The sequence below is a fragment of the Bradyrhizobium sp. USDA 4510 genome (assembly GCF_054059095.1).
Genome location: NZ_JBSSBT010000001.1, coordinates 8,834,149 through 8,850,262, shown reverse-complemented (window position 1 = coordinate 8,850,262; position 16,114 = coordinate 8,834,149). Strand labels below are relative to the sequence as shown.

Genomic DNA, 16,114 nt, shown 5'->3' with positions numbered 1-16,114 from the left:
CGCGTTACATAAGGCACAACCATGACCGACCGTCGTCCTTTCCTGCGTTCGATCTTCGATGCCGCTGTGGCGGCTGCGCATCCCGACGTCGTGCTGGCGTCGCGGCTGCGGCCGGTGCCGAAGGGACGGGTGATCTGTCTCTGCGCAGGCAAGGGCGCCGCGGCGATGGCCGCGGCGGCCGAGCGGCATTATCTCGACGCGCTCGAGCTCGATCCGTCGCGGCTGGTCGGCATCGCCACCACCCGCCACGGCCATGGCGTGCCGACCCGCCGCATCAAGGTGGTCGAGGCCGGCCACCCGGTGCCCGACGAGGCCGGGCTCAAGGCGGCGGACGACACGCTGCGGCTCGCCGCGACCGCGACCCCGGACGATCTCCTGCTGGTGCTGCTGACCGGCGGCGGTTCGGCGAACTGGATCGCGCCGGTCGACGGCGTGAGCTTTACCCAGAAGCAGCAGGTCAACCGCGCACTGCTGCGCTCCGGCGCGCCGATCGGCGAGATGAACACCGTGCGCAAGCATCTCTCGCGCATCAAGGGCGGACGGCTGGCGCGCGCCGGCCAGCACGCGGCCGAGATCGTCACGCTGGCGATATCGGACGTGCCGCATGACGATCCCTCCGCGATCGCCTCCGGGCCGACGGTGCCGGATCCGACCACGCTGGCGGACGCCCGCGCACTGGTCGCCAAATACAATCTCTCCATCGACGACGCGGTCCGCCGCGCGCTCGACGATCCCGCGAACGAAAGCTGCAAGCCCGGCGATGCCGCCTTCGCGCGGGCGACATTCGAACTGCTGGCAAAGCCGAAGGCCTCGATCGACGCCGCGGTGAAGGTCGCGCGGGACGCCGGCTACGAGACCATCGCGCTCGGCGCCGATCTCGAAGGCGAGGCCCGCGAGATCGCGGCCGAGCATGCGCGGCTGGCGCTGAAGGCGCGCAGCGAAGGCAAGCGCGTTGCGATCATCTCCGGCGGCGAGCTGACGGTGACGGTGCGCGGCGATGGCCGCGGCGGCCCCAACCAGGAATACGCGCTGGCGCTGGCCGGCCTGCTGAAGGATACACCCGACGTCTCGGCACTGGCCGCCGATACCGACGGCGCCGACGGCGGCGCTGGCAGCGCGACCGACCCGGCCGGCGCCGTGATCGACCAGGCGACATTCGCGAAGATGAAATCGATCGGCCTCGATCCGAAGGCCTATCTCGAGAACAACGATGCGACGGGGTTCTTCGCCCAGACCGGGGATTTGCTCCTGACCGGCCCGACGCTGACCAACGTCAATGACGTGCGGGTGATTTTGGTGGATTAGGCCGTATCCTCGACGGACCCAAGGCCAGTCTCGGGCTGCGCCCAAAGCTCCTGATAGTTACGAAACTTCGCAAGCGTCTCGTCATATCGCATCGGCTCGAGCACCGGCAAAATGCGCTTCAACACTGAGTTGATCGGCGCGGAGGTGTGCCGAACGTATAAGTCGATCGGATCAAGCAAGTGCCTCAGGTGCAGCTTTGGATCATAGTTCAGCCCGCTGCTGCGAAACCATTTGTACCCGTTGGCGATTGCCCAGCTCACCATGTCGCGAAACACATAATGATAGAGGTGCAGGTCTAAGGCGACATCGTAGTCAAGATCTATGTACTCCGCATAGATCGCGTCACCATGTACCATGCATGCGGCAAACGCGACGATCCGCTCGTTCTGACGCCAGAGGAAGAAGCGGACCTTGTCCCCCATCCGCCGCCCCAAGTCGCAGAAGTATTGTTCCGTCAGCTTCTCGAAGTGCAGTTTCGAACGCTGATAGACTTGGAAATACAATGGATAGATCTGCGCGATCACCGGCGTCGCGTCGTTGACGACGTTCATCTCGACGGATGGAGAGGCCCGCGCTGTCGCCTCAAACTTCTTGCGAAGTTTCTTGCGGGTTGCGCTGTTGAGCGCATGATTCATATAGTCATCGAAATTGGCGTAATCGATGCAAAGCCTGGTCATGGGCAGGCTAGGGATGCGGGTGAAGCCGTGAGCGATCAAGCAGTCGAGGATTGGTCGGTATCGCGCCGGAAACTCCTTGAGCACGATCAGCCGCGCCCCGAGCCTGCGAGCATGTATTGCAATCGTAGAGGCCAGCAGTTCCGCGCAGCCTCGATGGCAGGCCTCGTCCCCGTCAAGATGACCTTCCCCTGCGACGCACCCGACCATGAGCGCACGGGCGCGCATCAAACCTGGCCACATCCGGCGAATGGCGTCGATGAGTACGCCAAACCGCGGCCTCGCACCGGCCAGCAAATCCAGGTCCATTAGGAAGAATGGCTGTACAGCACAAACCTGATCAACCGCATCTTGATGAGGAAATACCGGTAATCGAACTCGGGATGAAGGGTATCCTCGACCAACTCATAGTATCGATGACCCTTGCGCTCGCTCGCGAAGGCGAACTGCCAGCGCGGACAACGCTCCAAATCGTTCCGCACGATGACTTGGAGACGCGGCGGACATTGCATCGGCACGCGTCTCGTGAGGTCGCCGATTTGGCTCGTCAAGTGCGCTGTTGCAGCTTCCGGCACGATCTCACGCTCGCCACGGATCCCGGCCCTAGGCAGCATTTATCACGGCGCCAAAACAAAGCAGCTAACATATCCGTCAGAAACTAACTCGTTAGTCATTTGCGATTTGGCGTTGGAGCAGAACACTCCTGATACGACCCGCATGCGCGGACACTCGCCGTCCAGCGCGGCATCCGGGGAGCGGACTCATGGCAGCGGTGATTGGAGTCACGGGACTTGCATTTGAGGCGCGGATCGCTGCAGACCTGCATACGCAGGCGATCTGCAGTGGCGATGGCAGCACGCTCGCGGAGTCTCTCGCGTCGGCAATTGCTGAGGATTGCTACGGTCTTATCAGCTTTGGCGTCGCGGGCGGCCTTTCGGCCGACCTCCCGGCAGGCGCATGCGTCGTAGCATCGACGATCGTTTCGGAAACGATTCAGCTCTTCACTGATCGGGACTGGTCGCAAGCCTTGCTTCGACTCATCCCCGGTTCGATTTATGGCCCTATTGCTGGTGTGACCACGGTCGCCATGCATCCAGAAGCGAAGCGCTCGCTGCATATGAGTACAGGCGCGCTGGCGGTCGATAACGAATCCCATGTGGCGGCGAGTGTCGCTGCAGCGCGCGGCCTCCCTATGACTGCCGTCCGCGTGATCATGGATCCGGCCGGTCGGCAGCTTCCTGCCGCCGCCCTGTCCGCAGTGCGTGCAAACGGGACGATCGATCTCGCCGCGCTGGTCCGTGCGACAATGAAACAGCCGAGCGAGTTACCGATGCTGCTTCGGACCAGTCTCGACGCACTGTCCGGATTTGCGGCACTGCTTCGCTGCCGTCAATTGCTTGGCCCTGGATTAGGGTTGCCTTCCTTGCAAGCAGAAGAGTCGGAGCCAAGTTCAAGTATCGTAGCGGACGATCGTATGATCGCCCTCTAGTCGCTTTTTTAGCCGAACGGGCCGCTATACCTGCCGACTACGTGCGTGACCTCAACGCGCACTGAAAGTGAGGCCGGCGCGCTCCTTTAGACGCTTGCGCAAGGCCGGCCCCATCAGCGCGCCCGGCGTCCAGATGCCGCCCTCACCCTGCACGTCACGCACGACGCAGAGAGCGCTTTCGGTGATCATCTTGCTTGTCGAGCCATAGCCCGGATCGCGGTCGCCGGTGACAACGGCTTCGACCCGTCCGCCATCCGGCACCTCGCCCAGAAAGAAGATGTCGTAGAAGCCCCTCTCGCGCGCTTCCCGGGTCGGGCCTGCGCCGCGTTTGAGACCGCCGGTCCCGAACAAGGACGCCACCGTGGCGAACGTCTCCGTCGTCACGCTCGCGATGTCCCCAAGTCCCGGCGCCACCATCATCTCGTCATAAACGAAGTCCCTGCCGTAGGGATGGCCCAACAGGAAGTTCGTGCGGTGCACGTTCTTGGTGTTGATCGGCGCCATCGGGAACGGCACGAGCCACGCGTGCATGCTTGTGTCATATTCGGGGACGAGGCCCGACGGCTGAGACGGCCCAGTGAAGCCCGGCGTCAACGCGAAGGGATCGGTCAGCAGCCGGATCAGGGCCGGGTCGCGCGCCGCGGCGGCCAGCGTCGCCTGAGCGCTCGCCGCGGTGCCGCCAGACATGCCACCCCTCACCTTGCGCAGACGGGCCTTCACCCGCCGCGCCGGGCGTCCGAATTTCTCGCGCGCCTTCTCCTGCAACGTGAGCACACCGAGATCGAACGGGATGGAATCGAAGCCACAGGAGAAGACGATGCGCGCGCCGGTCCGTTTTGCCTCTTCGTGATAGGCGTCGATCATAGCCCGCATCCAGCCCGGTTCGCCGCAAAGATCAACATAGGCCGTGCCGGTGGCCGCGCATGCCGCCACTAGCTCGGGACCGTGAAGCTGATAGGGCCCGACCGTGGTGACGACCACGGTCGCGCGCTCGCACATCGAACGCAGGCTGGCCGGCTCGGCGGCATCCGCCTTCACCAACGGCAAATCGTCCGGTGCGCCGATGTCGGCACGCACTTTCTGGAGTTTGTCGGTTGAGCGTCCCGCAATTGCCCAGGACGGAGCATCGTCGCCGCGATAGGATGTCGCCAGATATTCGGCGATGAGACCCCCGGTGTAACCCGTCGCGCCATAGACGATGAGGTCGAAGTCCCGCTTCACGGCGTTGATCCTCCTCGAGCCCCCGGAAGCGCTCCCTTCAGATCCGTTAGCAACGCTCGGTACGCTTCGCGGCCATTTGCGAGGGGCCGGGCAACATACGGGCCATCGCGCTTGACGGAGGATACCACAATTGCCGCCCTTCGGCGCGCAACCTCCCGGCGATTTCCGGTCCCCCTTGAGAGCCGTCGTGAGTACGGACGCTGGTCGGCGTGAGCCGAAGCAACAGCCGGCACATTTGAGCGCCTGTGGCCGCTTGCAAACGCCCTCCGACGGCCTACCATGGATTGGGGAGTTCGCGTGCAGGAGCGAAGCCATGGAACTCACCGTGGTGCCCATCGTCAAGCCGGATGAGACCAACTTCATCTTCGGCCAGTCGCATTTCATCAAGACCGTGGAAGACCTTCACGAAGCGCTGGTGGGCACGGTTCCGCGCATCCGCTTCGGGTTGGCTTTCTGCGAGGCCTCCGGCAAGCGGTTGGTGCGCTGCTCCGGTAACGACGACGCCTCGCTCGCCCTGGCACGCGACAACGCATTGGCGATCGGCGCCGGTCACACCTTCCTGATTTTCCTCGGCGACGGGTTCTTTCCCGTCAATGTGCTCCCGGCGGTGCGCGCAGTGCCGGAGGTCTGCCGCATCTATTGCTCGACGGCCAATCCAACACAGGTGATCGTCGCGCAGACGGAGCTCGGGCGCGGCGTGCTCGGCGTGGTGGATGGCGCCTCGCCGCTGGGTGTCGAAACCGACGCCGACATTGCGTGGCGGAAGGATTTGCTGCGGAACATCGGCTACAAGCTTTAGACCGCGATGGTTCGCCGCCTGGCGGCGCCCGCATGCTGGATATGTATCAACCCAACGCGTCATTGCGAGCGGACGGGCCGTCGCGCTCTCTCAAAACTCCTGCGCGAGCTTCGCCAGCATCTCCAGCAGCGCGGCGTGGTTGGCCGGACCGAGCACCTCGATCAGCCGCGCCTCGTGTTTGTTGGCGACCAGCTTCTTGGCGCGCGCCAGCACGGCGCGGCCCTTGTCGGTCAGGACGAGGATGTGGGAACGGCGGTCGTTGGTGGAGCGCATCCGCGCGCAAAGGTCGCGGCTCTCCAGCGCGTCGAGCATCGCGACGAAATTCGGCCTGAGGATCCCGAGCGTGTTGGCGATCTCGGTCTGGTTGCGGCCCGGATTCTTGTCGAGCAGAAGCAGCACCGAGAACTGCGCCGGCGTCAGCTGCAGCGGCGCGACGCAGCGCAGGAAGTCCTCGAATACCCTGAGCTGCGCGCGCTTCAACGAATAGCCGAGCAATCCGGACAGTTCGCCCAGTTGCAGCATGCTGTCGTCCCCGGCAGAATCGGCCGGTTCCCTGCGCAGGGCCCGCGACGAACGGAGGGCATCGGTGGCGGTCTTGGAAACAGTCATCGCTCCAGGCTCGCAATCCCGCTACAAGAATCCCGCACGACACTCGGGGACCTTGAGATTATATCTAATAATTGTTATGGACTATATCAAATGTCGGCAGCTTTCAACAGCCGATATCGGCCGACCTGACCGGCACGACCGGTTGAGGCGGTCCGACGCTTGAGGGGGAGCGCTCGGCCTTGAACACAACGATCATGCTGTTCCTGCTGCAGGACGGCATCACCAATGGCGCGATCTACGCACTGCTGGGGCTGGCCCTGGTGCTGGTGTTCGCGGTCACGCGGGTGATCCTGATCCCGCAGGGCGAATTCGTCACCTACGGCGCGCTGAGCTACGCCATGCTGGCGACCGGCCAGGTGCCCGGCACAGCGCGGCTTGCGGTCGCGATGGGCCTCGTCGCCTTCGCCCTCGACCTGTTCTTCGCCCGTAACGCGCTGCATGCGCGGCTGGTGATCCGCTCGGTCGCGCTCAACATCGCCTTTCCCGTCGCGCTGCTCGGTCTGATTTACGCGCTGGTCGGTCCCGGCACGCCGATCGCCGTCAACATCGCGCTCGCGCTCCTGATCGTGGCGGCGATCGGTTTGTTCCTCTACCGCATCGCGTTCCAGCCGATCGCGCACACTTCTGTGCTGGTGCTGCTGATCGCCTCGGTCGGCTGCCATCTGGCGCTACAGGGCCTCGGCCTGGTGTTCTTCGGCGCCGAAGGCCTGCGCGCGCCTGCGCTGTCGAATGCCGCAGTGACCGCCGGCCCGCTGCGCTTCACCGGGCAGAGTCTTGCGGTCTACGGCCTGACGATCGGCTTCATCGTCGCCCTGTGGCTGTTCTTCGGCTACACCAAGACCGGCAAGGCGCTGCGCGCCACCGCGGTCAACCGCCTCGGCGCCCGCCTGGTCGGCATCCGCACCACGCTGTCCGGCCAGATCGCGTTCCTGCTCGCCTCCGTCATCGGCGCGATCTCCGGCATCCTGATCGTGCCGATCACGACGCTCTATTACGACACCGGTTTCCTGATCGGCCTGAAGGGCTTCATCGCCGCCATCATCGGCGGCCTGGTCAGCTATCCCCTGACCGCGGTCGCCGCCATCGTGGTCGGCATCGTCGAAGCCTTCTCGTCGTTCTACGCCAGCAATTTCAAGGAAGTCATCGTGTTCACGCTGATCCTCCCCGTGCTCGTGTTGCGCTCGCTCGCGGCGCCCGAGGTCGAAGAAGAGAAGGATTGAGCGCGATGACGCAGCGCCTTCCCCTCATCATCTTCGCGCTCGTGATGGCGGTGATTCCGCTTGTCACCGGGCATCCCGCCGTTCTGGATCGTGCTGCTCGACAATATCGGCCTCGCCGCGCTGGTCGCGATGGGCCTCGTGCTGCTCACCGGCGTCGGCGGCCTGACCTCGTTCGGCCAGGCCGCGTTCTGCGGCTTCGGCGCCTACACCACGGCGGTGCTGACCACTGCCTACGGCGTCTCGCCCTGGCTGACGCTGCCGGCTTCGCTCTTGGTCAGCGGCATCGCCGCCGTGCTGCTCGGCATCGTCACGGTGCGGCTATCCGGCCATTATCTGCCGCTCGGCACCATCGCCTGGGGCATCGGGCTGTTCTATCTGTTCAGCAAGCTCGAATTCCTCGGCCGCAACGACGGCATCTCCGGCATTCCGCCGCTGTCGATCGGCTCGTTCAAGATGCTGAGCCCGGATGCGATCTACTACGCGATCTGGGTCGCGGTGCTGCTGTCCGCGCTGCTGACCATGAACCTCTTGGACTCCCGCACCGGGCGCGCGATCCGCGCCTTGCGGCGCGGCCATGTTGCGGCGGAAGCGTTCGGCGTGCAGACGCCCCGCGCCAAGCTGTTGGTGTTCATCTATGCCGCGGTGCTGGCCGGCCTGTCCGGCTGGCTGTATGCGCATTTCCAGCGCGCCGCCAACCCAACGCCGTTCGGCGCGCAGGCCGGCATCGAGTATCTGTTCATCGCCGTGGTCGGCGGCGCGGGCTACGTCTGGGGCGGCGTGCTCGGCGCCGGCATCGTCGTGATCCTCAAGGAGGTGCTGCAGAGCTACCTGCCCTACATCTTCGGCGGCCAGAGCCAGCTCGAGACCATCGTGTTCGGCATCATGCTGGTGCTGCTGCTGCAGCTCGCGCCTCAGGGCGTCTGGCCCTGGCTGATGTCGCGGCTGCCGTTCAAGCCCGCCCGCAAGACCCCGGACACGTCCGTGAAACTGGAGCACCGCGAACGAGCGCCAGGAACGTCTCCGATCCTTCTGCACATCGACAAGGCGCGCAAGCAGTTCGGCGGCGTGCTCGCGGTCAACGACGTCTCGTTCGACGTCAACGCCCGCGAGATCGTCGCGCTGATCGGCCCGAACGGCGCCGGCAAGAGCACGACCTTCAATTTGATCACCGGCGTCCTGACCGCAACCAGCGGCAAGATCTCAGTGCTCGGCAACGAGGTCGCGAATGCTCCGCCGCAGGAGGTGGTCAAGCTCGGCGTTTCCAGGACTTTTCAGCACGTCAAGCTGGTGCCCGACATGACCGTGCTGGAGAATGTCGCGATCGGCGCGCATCTGCGCGGCAATTCCGGCGCGATCTCCAGCATGCTGCGGCTCGACCGCGCTGATGAGGCGAGGCTGCTGGCGGAAGCCGCGCGGCAGATCGCGCGCGTCGGCCTGTCGGACCAGATCGACCAGCTCGCGGGCTCGCTGTCGCTCGGACAGCAGCGCATTGTCGAGATCGCCCGCGCGCTGTGCGTCGATCCGATGCTGCTGCTGCTCGATGAGCCGGCCGCCGGCCTGCGCCACATGGAGAAGCAGCGGCTGGCCGCGCTGCTCCGGCAATTGCGCGACGGCGGCATGTCGGTGCTGCTGGTCGAGCACGACATGGGGTTCGTGATGGATCTCGCCGACCGCATCGTGGTGCTGGATTTCGGCACCAAGATCGCCGAGGGCACGCCGGCCGCGATCAAGCGCAATCCCGCCGTGATCAAGGCCTATCTCGGAGCCGCCGCATGAGTGCGCTGCTATCGGTGACCGACGTTCACATCTCCTACGGCAAGGTCGAGGCGGTGCGCGGCGTTTCGCTCGACGTCGCCCAGAACGAGATCGTCACCATCATCGGTGCCAACGGCGCCGGCAAGACCACCTTGCTCAACGCCATCATGGGCGTGCTGCCGCTGAAGGGGCGCACCAGCTTCGCCGGCGTCGACATGGCGCCGCTCGATATCGAGGACCGCGTCGCCACCGGCCTCAGCCTGGTGCCCGAGCATCGCGAATTGTTCGGCACCATGAATGTCGAGGACAATCTCGAGCTCGGCGCCTTCCGGATTGCGAAGGCCGTCGCGGCCGCCTCGCTGGAGCGGGTCTACACGCTGTTTCCGCGGCTCAAGGAGCGGCGCAAGCAGCTTGCCGGCACGCTGTCCGGCGGCGAGCAGCAGATGCTGGCGATGGGCCGCGCGCTGATGGGCGCGCCGAAGCTCTTGATGCTGGACGAGCCGAGCCTCGGCCTCGCTCCGATCATCGTCGCCGACATCTTCCGCATCGTCGGCGAGCTCCGCGCAGCCGGCGTCTCGGTGCTCCTGGTCGAGCAGAATGCCCAGGCCGCATTGCAGATCGCCGACCGCGCCTATGTCATGGAGCTCGGCGAATTCGTGCTGTCAGGCCCCGCGACGGAAATCGCCGCCAACAAGGGCGTCGCCGCGAGCTATCTCGGCTTCCAGCACGAAGGCGAGAGTGCGATTTAGGACGCGCAACTCCATCGCGGAGAGACCGTCACCCCACCTCGCCGCGCATTACATGCGCGGCGATCCTCCCCCTCCAGGGAAGGATGAAGGCAGGTGCGCCTTCCGGGAAATGATTTCTGACCGCGCTTGCATTCGCGCAAGGATTGCGCTCCACTTCACCCTCCCCTGGAGGGGGAGGGTCGATTGCGCGCGCGAAGCGCAGCATCGCGGGTGCGATCGGGGTGGGGTGAAGCCACACAAATGGTCTCAACATCAATCCGCAGAGCTGCGCGCCAACACGACGCCGCATGAACGAATCCTGTGGCGCGCGCTGAGAGAGCTGCCAACGGACGGAACGCATTTTCGAAGGCAGGCACCGATTGGCCCTTACGTCGTCGATTTCTTCTGCCCGGCCAAGCGACTCATCGTCGAGTCGGACGGTGGACACCACAACGACGATGAAGTGGCGAAGCGCGATCGTGCGCGACAAGAGTGGCTGGAGCGGGAAGGATATCGCGTCGTCAGGTTCTGGAATTCGGAGGTCAGTGAGGATTTGAATGCCGTGCTCGAACGGATCTATGTCGAGCTCTATGGCGCTCGCGAAGCGGAAGCTGTGCCGCTGAAGCACTACCGACGGCGATAGACCACCACCCCACCCCGCTTCACATCGCTACTTGCGATGCGAAGCGACCCTCCCCCTCCAGGGGAGGGTAAGAAAAAGCCGGCCCCATCGGGACCGGCTTCTTCGTTTCAGAGATTGCGTCCAGCTCACATCGCCGGGACGTATTTGCCGTCCTTGACCGTCAGCAGGATGCGCGAACGGTCGTCGAGGCCGTAGCGATCCTTTTCGGTCCAGTTGTAGACGCCCTGGGTCGCGACGATCTCCTTCTCGGAGATGAAGGCCTTGCGGATCGCCTCGCGGAATTCCGGCGTGCCGGGCTTGGCGGTCTTCAGCGCCACCGGGATGATGCGCTTCATCACCTCGAAGGCATCGTACGAGTGGCCGGCGAACTGGCTGCGGCTGTTGGCGCCGTACTTGGCTTCATAGGCCGTGTTCAGCGCGAGGCCGGGCTTCTTGGTCAGCGCGCTGTCGGGCTGGGTTTCCGGCGACATGATCGGGCCGGCCGACATGATGACGCCTTCCGCGGCCGCACCGGCGATGCGGATGAAGTCCATGCTGGCGGCGCCGTGGGTCTGGTAGATCAGACCCTTGTAGCCGCGCTCGCGCAGCGCGGTCTGCGGCAGCGCCGCAGCGGTGCCGGAAGCACCGACCAAGATGGCGTCGGGATTGGCGGCGACGAGCTTCAGCACCTGGCCGGCGACCGAGGTATCCGGACGCGCGAAGCGCTCCTCGTCGGTCATGGTCAGGCCCATCGGCACGGCCTGCGCCTTGAAGTCGTTGACCCAGAGATCGCCGTAGGAATCCGAATAGCCGATATAGCCGACGGTCTTGATGTTGTGCGCCTTCATGTGCTCGTAGAGCACCTTGCCCATGATCGGAATCGACTGCGGCAGGTCGACCGACCACTTCATGCGCGCCTCGTTGATCGGGAACGGCGCGAGGCCGAAATGCGGGATGCCGGCCTCGTTGGCGACCGTCGACACCGCGATCGACGGCGGCGTGGTGCAGGAGCCCATGATGATGTCGGCCTTGGACTCGGTGACGAAGCGCCGCGCGTTGGTGGTCGCGGCCGTCGGATCGCCACCGTCGTCGAGCACGATCAGCTTCAGCGGTACGCCGCCGATCTCCTTCGGCACGAAATCGAGCGCATTGCGCTCGGGAATGCCGAGCGCCGCGGCGGGCCCCGTGGTCGAGATCGAGATGCCGATGGTGATTTCATTGGTCTGCGCCAGTGCGGGCGCGCCCGGCAGCGCGATGGCTGCTGCGAGCGCCGCGGCGAGAGTGGCCTTCCTCATTCATTCCTCCCTGCAGTTAAGTTTTTTGGGTTTAAACCGGTTTTGCGGGCCAATTCAGCCCCTTCTTTAGAGCATGATCCGGAAAAGTGGAAACCGGTTTTCCGAGAGGATCATGCTCCGAAAGTCGAGTCATGAGGGGGTGCGAGTCAGCACTTCATGAAGCGGTCAATGATCTCCTGCGGAAACGGCGCCGATTTCAGCTTGGCGGGATCGTCCGGGTGGCGGCCGACCAGCACCCTGGTCTCGAACGCCTCGATCGCCAACGCCTCGTCCTTGAACACGCGGTGCACCACCTCGAAGCTCGAGCGCTTGATGCTCTCGATCCGGCTCTCGATGGTAATCCAGTCGCCATGGGTCGACGGGATGTGAAATTTCGCCCGCGTGTCGACCATGGGAATGCCGACCAGGCCGTATTTGTGGACGAGGTCCTGCTTCGAGCAACCGGCGGCCTCGAACATGATCGAGGTCGAGTCGTCGAACATCGCGAAGTAGCGCGGGTAATAGACGATGTTGGCGGGGTCGCAATCGCCCCACTGGATCTGCACGTCGCGCCGATTGACGAACATGGTTTATCCTCGATCGAGCATGAGCGATCCGGAAGGGCGTTCGTGCTCTTCCGGATCATGCTTCAGCGCGGCGCCATCCGGAGCGCGGCATCGAGCCGCACCACTTCGCCGTTCAGATAGGGGTTGTCGATCATGTGCAGCGCCAGCGAGGCGAACTCGTCGGCCTGGCCGAGCCGGCGCGGGAACGGGATCGCGGCGGCGAGCGAATCCTGCGCTTCCTGCGGCAGGCCGGCCAGCAGGGGCGTCATGAACAGGCCGGGCGCGATGGTCAGAACGCGGATGCCGAATTGCGCGAGCTCGCGCGCGATCGGCAGCGTCATCGCGACGATGCCGCCCTTCGATGCCGAATAGGCCGCCTGCCCGATCTGGCCGTCATAGGCCGCGACCGAGGCCGTTGAGATCACGACGCCGCGCTCGCCGGTTGCGAGCGGCTCGAGCTTGGCCATGTCAGCGGTCGCAAGCCGCAGCATGTTGAACGAGCCGATCAGATTGACCTTGATCACCTTGTCGAAGTCGCCGAGCGCCATCGGCCCCTCGCGACCGATCACGCGTTTTGCCACCCCAATGCCGGCACAGTTCACCAGCACGCGCGCGGGGCCGTGCGCCTTGGCGGCGGCGGCCACCGCGGCCTCGGCCGCCGCAGCATCGGCGACGTCGCAGACGACGGGAATGCCGCCGATCTCCGCCGCGACGCTCTCGGCGAGCTTGGCGTTGAGGTCGCAGACCGCGACCTTGGCGCCCTGCGCGGCGAGACCGCGCGCGGTCGCAGCGCCCAATCCCGATGCGCCGCCGGTGACGATGGCGGCCTGGTCCTTCAACTGCATGGCTTTCTCCTGTTCGAGAACTAGACTGACGTGATCACCGATGCCGGCGGCACCGGCGCATAGAGCGCTTCGATGATGTCCGTGCGATGCTCCAGCACCGCGCGCTGGTTGATCGAGCCCTTGTCGGTGACCTCGCCGCGATCGATCGACAGCGGCGTATCGAGCAGGATCGCGCGCGCGATCCGGTTCGACGAGCCGGTGGCGCCGGCCAGCACGCGCGCGAAGCGCTCGCTGAAGGCCGCCCGCACCAGCGGATCATTGGCCGCGGCCGCGATATCGCCAGAGGCGAGCTGCGGATTGATCAGGCGGCAGCCATCGAGATCGAGGATCACGATCGCGGCGAGCTCGTCGCGGTTGAGCCCCGCGATCACGACGTCGCGCACCAGCGGCGCGCAGTTGCCGACGAAGCGCGCCCGCAACGGGCCGACGCTGACCCAGGTGCCGCTCGCCAGCTTGAAATCCTCTGCGATGCGGCCGTCGAAATCGAACCCGGCATCGAGATCACCAGCGTCGGCGGGCTTCAGCGCGTCGCCAAATTTGTAAAAGCCTTCCTCGTCGAACGCCTTGGCGGTCAGCTCGGGCTGCCGCCAATAGCCCGGGGTCACGTTCGGGCCCTTGGCGCGGACCTCGAGCTTGCCGTTGTTCGGAACGAGCTTCGCGTCATTGCCCGACACCGGAAGCCCGACATGGCCGGAGCGGCTGGTATCCGGGCGCACCGACATGAAGAACGGCGAAGTCTCGGTGGCGCCGAGGCCGGTCAGCATGGGCACGCGATAGCCCTTCTCCTGCACGGCGAGCGCATCGAGGCTGTTCCAGATGAACGGCGACAGCGCGGCGCCCGAGAAGAACATCGCATGCAGTCGGGCGAAGAATTTTGCCCGCAGACCGGCGTCATCGCGCAGATAGGGCAGCAGCGATTCATAGCCCTTGGGCACGTTGAAATAGACCGTCGGCGAGATCTCGCGCAGGTTTCGCACCGTCTCCTCGATGCCGCCGGGCATCGGCTTGCCCTCATCGAGATACATCGAGCCGCCGTTATAGAGCGTCAGCCCGACATTGTGGTTGCCGCCAAAGGTGTGATTCCACGGCAACCAGTCGACGATCACAGGCGGCTCATCCTTGAGGAACGCCAGCGTCTCGCGCAGCATCACCTGGTTGGCACAGATCATGCGCTGGGTATTGATGACGGCCTTGGGATTGCCGGTCGACCCCGACGTCAGCAGAAATTTCGCGATCGTGTTCGGACCGATTGCCGCATGGGTCGCATCGAGGCGCGGGTCTTCCGGCGTCGCCAGGAGACCGGCAAGGCGCGTCACCTCACGGCCGGGCACGGTGCCGCGGCTCGCGGCGATCTCGACATCGGGTCCGATATTGGCACGCAGTGCGTCGGCGAACTTGTCGGCATCGTCGACAAAGATGAGGCCCGGCGTCAGGAGCTTGATGACGAAGCTGAGCTTGCCATAGTCGCGCGACACCAGCGAATAGGCCGGCGACACCGGGCAGAACGGAACGCCGGCATAGAGCGCGCCGAGCCCCATCAGGGCATGATCGATCGAATTGCCCGACAGGATCACGATCGGCCGCTCGGCCGACAATCCGCGCGCGATCAATGCGGAGGCGATGCGCCTGATAGCCTCGAGCAGTTGCGCGTAGGTGATTTGCCGCCAGCCGCCACCGGCGGCGCGCTCGGCCATGAACACGCGGTTCGGCCCGGCCTTTACCCAGTGGTGCAGGCGATCGGTGAGGCGAACCGGAAAATCGGCGAGGCTAAGCTTCGGTCGGAGATAGATGGTGCCGTCGTCGCGGCGCTCGACGGTAACGTCGGGATTACCGAACGAGATCGGGCGCAGCGGATGCGCGCTCGCAGTGTTCGCAGACGGCGCGGCGCTCATGTCGGCTTTACCTTGGCGGTCTTGCGATCAAGAAACGCGCGGATGCGCTTCTTGGCTTCCTTGTCGCTCTGCGCCACCGTCGCCATCAGCGATTCCATCAACAGGCCGGTCTGCGGATTGGCCTCGGCGATCATCGGCAGCGCCTGCAACACGGCGAAGTTGGTCAGCGGCGCATTGGCGGCGACGCGCTCGGCAAGCTCCAGCGCTTTCGGCAGCGCGCCGTCGGCCTCGGTGAGGTATTGCGAGAAGCCGTAGGCGGCGCCCTCGGTCGCCGAATAGACCCGCCCGGTCAGCATCATGTCCGCCATCCTGGGCACGCCGATCAGGCGCGGCAGCCGCACCGATCCGCCGCCGCCGACGAAGATGCCGCGCTGGCCCTCGGGCAGCGCGAAATAGGCCGACGGCTCGGCGACGCGGATATGCGCGGCGCAAGCCAGCTCCAGTCCGCCGCCGATCACCGCGCCCTTCAGTGCGGCGATGACAGGCACGCGGCAATACTGGATGCGGTCGAACACGCGGTGCCACATCTGGGAATGCACCAGGCCCTCGGTGGCGTCGCGCTCGGTCAGTTCGGAGAGGTCGAGGCCGGACGAGAAGTGATCGCCGATGCCATGGATGACGACGGCGCCGACCGCATCCGGTATCGCGGAGAAGCAATCCCGCAGCGCCAGGATGATGCCGTCGTTCAGCGCATTGCGCTTGGCGGGACGGTTCAGCCCGACCGTCAGCACCGTCCCTCGCGTCTCGATCCTGAGCAGCGAAGCGTCTCCCTCGCCGGCAGCGTTTCCCATGGCGTTATTGTTTCCCGTTCAGAATAGTTATGCTTTATAACAATTAGCGGGAGAGTCAATATGGGCGCGGACGGCTGGTGGCCATCGCCCCTTCGAGACGGCCGCTGCGCGGCCTCCTCAGGGTGACGGTGATGGAGTTGATACGCGCGGCTCCCTCCACCCGTCGTCCCTGCGAAAAGCGGGGACCCATAACCACAAACGGTTATTGCTGCGCGACGGCGGAACGACGAGTCCCGTTCACGGCACAGACCGCGGAGTATGGGTCCTGCTTCGCAGGGACGACACCGAATGTGTGGCGGATCCCGGCGGGTGAGACGGCAAGTG

At 65.0% G+C, this 16,114-nt stretch carries 14 protein-coding genes and 1 pseudogene; 7 read left to right on the top strand and 8 right to left on the bottom strand.

Annotation, left to right across the window (positions count from 1 at the left end; translation table 11 throughout):
- Positions 1–21 precede the first annotated feature (21 nt).
- Positions 22–1,305 (top strand): glycerate kinase type-2 family protein, encoded by a 1,284-nt coding sequence (locus tag ACVMDN_RS41055; protein WP_076832483.1) that lies wholly within the window; start codon positions 22–24, stop codon positions 1,303–1,305.
- Here ACVMDN_RS41055 and ACVMDN_RS41050 read toward each other — a convergent pair.
- Positions 1,302–2,288 carry a GNAT family N-acetyltransferase gene (locus tag ACVMDN_RS41050; RefSeq protein ID WP_244558950.1) on the bottom strand — a complete coding sequence of 329 codons (987 nt, stop codon included), beginning with the start codon at positions 2,286–2,288 and terminating at the stop codon, positions 1,302–1,304. The genes ACVMDN_RS41055 and ACVMDN_RS41050 overlap by 4 nt on opposite strands.
- Positions 2,289–2,742: 454 nt before the next feature.
- Here ACVMDN_RS41050 and ACVMDN_RS41045 point away from each other — a divergent pair, with 454 nt between their 5' ends.
- The gene (locus tag ACVMDN_RS41045; protein WP_076832486.1) at positions 2,743–3,468 is read left to right on the top strand and encodes a phosphorylase family protein; all 726 of its coding nucleotides are present in this window, start codon (positions 2,743–2,745) and stop codon (positions 3,466–3,468) included.
- 51 nt (positions 3,469–3,519) lie between these two features.
- On the opposite strand, the gene ACVMDN_RS41040 is transcribed toward ACVMDN_RS41045, so the two are convergent.
- Positions 3,520–4,689 (bottom strand): saccharopine dehydrogenase family protein, encoded by a 1,170-nt coding sequence (locus tag ACVMDN_RS41040; protein ID WP_076832488.1) that lies wholly within the window; start codon positions 4,687–4,689, stop codon positions 3,520–3,522.
- A 313-nt stretch (positions 4,690–5,002) separates the two neighbouring features.
- Between ACVMDN_RS41040 and ACVMDN_RS41035 the strand changes: the two genes are divergently transcribed.
- Positions 5,003–5,488 (top strand): adenosine-specific kinase, encoded by a 486-nt coding sequence (locus ACVMDN_RS41035; RefSeq protein WP_076832491.1) that lies wholly within the window; start codon positions 5,003–5,005, stop codon positions 5,486–5,488.
- A 90-nt stretch (positions 5,489–5,578) separates the two neighbouring features.
- Here ACVMDN_RS41035 and ACVMDN_RS41030 read toward each other — a convergent pair whose 3' ends face one another.
- Positions 5,579–6,097, bottom strand: coding sequence for a MarR family winged helix-turn-helix transcriptional regulator (locus ACVMDN_RS41030; protein ID WP_028336531.1), 519 nt, complete (start codon positions 6,095–6,097; stop codon positions 5,579–5,581).
- A gap of 179 nt (positions 6,098–6,276) precedes the next feature.
- On the opposite strand from ACVMDN_RS41030, the gene ACVMDN_RS41025 reads away from it, so the two are divergent.
- From ACVMDN_RS41025 to ACVMDN_RS41010, 4 genes and pseudogenes are all read left to right on the top strand, one after another.
- Positions 6,277–7,317, top strand: a complete 1,041-nt coding sequence (locus ACVMDN_RS41025; protein WP_028336532.1) for a branched-chain amino acid ABC transporter permease — start codon at positions 6,277–6,279, stop codon at positions 7,315–7,317.
- Between the two features lie 5 nt (positions 7,318–7,322).
- Positions 7,323–9,093 (top strand): annotated as a pseudogene (locus tag ACVMDN_RS41020) (branched-chain amino acid ABC transporter ATP-binding protein/permease).
- The gene (locus tag ACVMDN_RS41015) at positions 9,090–9,821 is read left to right on the top strand and encodes an ABC transporter ATP-binding protein (RefSeq protein ID WP_057016004.1); all 732 of its coding nucleotides are present in this window, start codon (positions 9,090–9,092) and stop codon (positions 9,819–9,821) included. The pseudogene ACVMDN_RS41020 and the gene ACVMDN_RS41015 overlap by 4 nt, the downstream one beginning before the upstream one ends.
- 226 nt (positions 9,822–10,047) lie before the next feature.
- The gene (locus ACVMDN_RS41010) at positions 10,048–10,443 is read left to right on the top strand and encodes an endonuclease domain-containing protein (RefSeq protein ID WP_141342403.1); all 396 of its coding nucleotides are present in this window, start codon (positions 10,048–10,050) and stop codon (positions 10,441–10,443) included.
- A gap of 125 nt (positions 10,444–10,568) precedes the next feature.
- Here ACVMDN_RS41010 and ACVMDN_RS41005 read toward each other — a convergent pair whose 3' ends face one another.
- The 5 genes from ACVMDN_RS41005 to ACVMDN_RS40985 all read right to left on the bottom strand — a co-directional run bounded on the left by ACVMDN_RS41005 (position 10,569) and on the right by ACVMDN_RS40985 (position 15,790).
- Positions 10,569–11,717, bottom strand: a complete 1,149-nt coding sequence (locus ACVMDN_RS41005; RefSeq protein ID WP_076832497.1) for an ABC transporter substrate-binding protein — start codon at positions 11,715–11,717, stop codon at positions 10,569–10,571.
- 146 nt (positions 11,718–11,863) lie between these two features.
- Complete coding sequence (locus tag ACVMDN_RS41000; RefSeq protein WP_057016002.1) at positions 11,864–12,283, bottom strand: acyl-CoA thioesterase; 420 nt, start codon at positions 12,281–12,283, stop codon at positions 11,864–11,866.
- A 62-nt stretch (positions 12,284–12,345) separates the two neighbouring features.
- Complete coding sequence (locus ACVMDN_RS40995; RefSeq protein WP_057016001.1) at positions 12,346–13,107, bottom strand: SDR family NAD(P)-dependent oxidoreductase; 762 nt, start codon at positions 13,105–13,107, stop codon at positions 12,346–12,348.
- Positions 13,108–13,127: 20 nt separating this feature from the next.
- On the bottom strand, positions 13,128–14,999 hold the full coding sequence (locus tag ACVMDN_RS40990) for a feruloyl-CoA synthase (RefSeq protein ID WP_076832499.1): 1,872 nt from the start codon (positions 14,997–14,999) through the stop codon (positions 13,128–13,130).
- Positions 14,996–15,790 carry a crotonase/enoyl-CoA hydratase family protein gene (locus ACVMDN_RS40985; protein ID WP_076832502.1) on the bottom strand — a complete coding sequence of 265 codons (795 nt, stop codon included), beginning with the start codon at positions 15,788–15,790 and terminating at the stop codon, positions 14,996–14,998. The genes ACVMDN_RS40990 and ACVMDN_RS40985 overlap by 4 nt, the downstream gene beginning before the upstream one ends.
- Positions 15,791–16,114: the final 324 nt, after the last annotated feature.

Coding starts and splice junctions, on each gene's coding strand:
- ACVMDN_RS41055 (WP_076832483.1), top strand. CDS start 22: ATGACCGACCGTCGTCCTTTCCTGCGTTCGATCTTCGATGCCGCTGTG.
- ACVMDN_RS41050 (WP_244558950.1), bottom strand. CDS start 2,288: ATGGACCTGGATTTGCTGGCCGGTGCGAGGCCGCGGTTTGGCGTACTC.
- ACVMDN_RS41045 (WP_076832486.1), top strand. CDS start 2,743: ATGGCAGCGGTGATTGGAGTCACGGGACTTGCATTTGAGGCGCGGATC.
- ACVMDN_RS41035 (WP_076832491.1), top strand. CDS start 5,003: ATGGAACTCACCGTGGTGCCCATCGTCAAGCCGGATGAGACCAACTTC.
- ACVMDN_RS41030 (WP_028336531.1), bottom strand. CDS start 6,097: ATGACTGTTTCCAAGACCGCCACCGATGCCCTCCGTTCGTCGCGGGCC.
- ACVMDN_RS41015 (WP_057016004.1), top strand. CDS start 9,090: ATGAGTGCGCTGCTATCGGTGACCGACGTTCACATCTCCTACGGCAAG.
- ACVMDN_RS41005 (WP_076832497.1), bottom strand. CDS start 11,717: ATGAGGAAGGCCACTCTCGCCGCGGCGCTCGCAGCAGCCATCGCGCTG.
- ACVMDN_RS41000 (WP_057016002.1), bottom strand. CDS start 12,283: ATGTTCGTCAATCGGCGCGACGTGCAGATCCAGTGGGGCGATTGCGAC.
- ACVMDN_RS40995 (WP_057016001.1), bottom strand. CDS start 13,107: ATGCAGTTGAAGGACCAGGCCGCCATCGTCACCGGCGGCGCATCGGGA.
- ACVMDN_RS40990 (WP_076832499.1), bottom strand. CDS start 14,999: ATGAGCGCCGCGCCGTCTGCGAACACTGCGAGCGCGCATCCGCTGCGC.
- ACVMDN_RS40985 (WP_076832502.1), bottom strand. CDS start 15,790: ATGGGAAACGCTGCCGGCGAGGGAGACGCTTCGCTGCTCAGGATCGAG.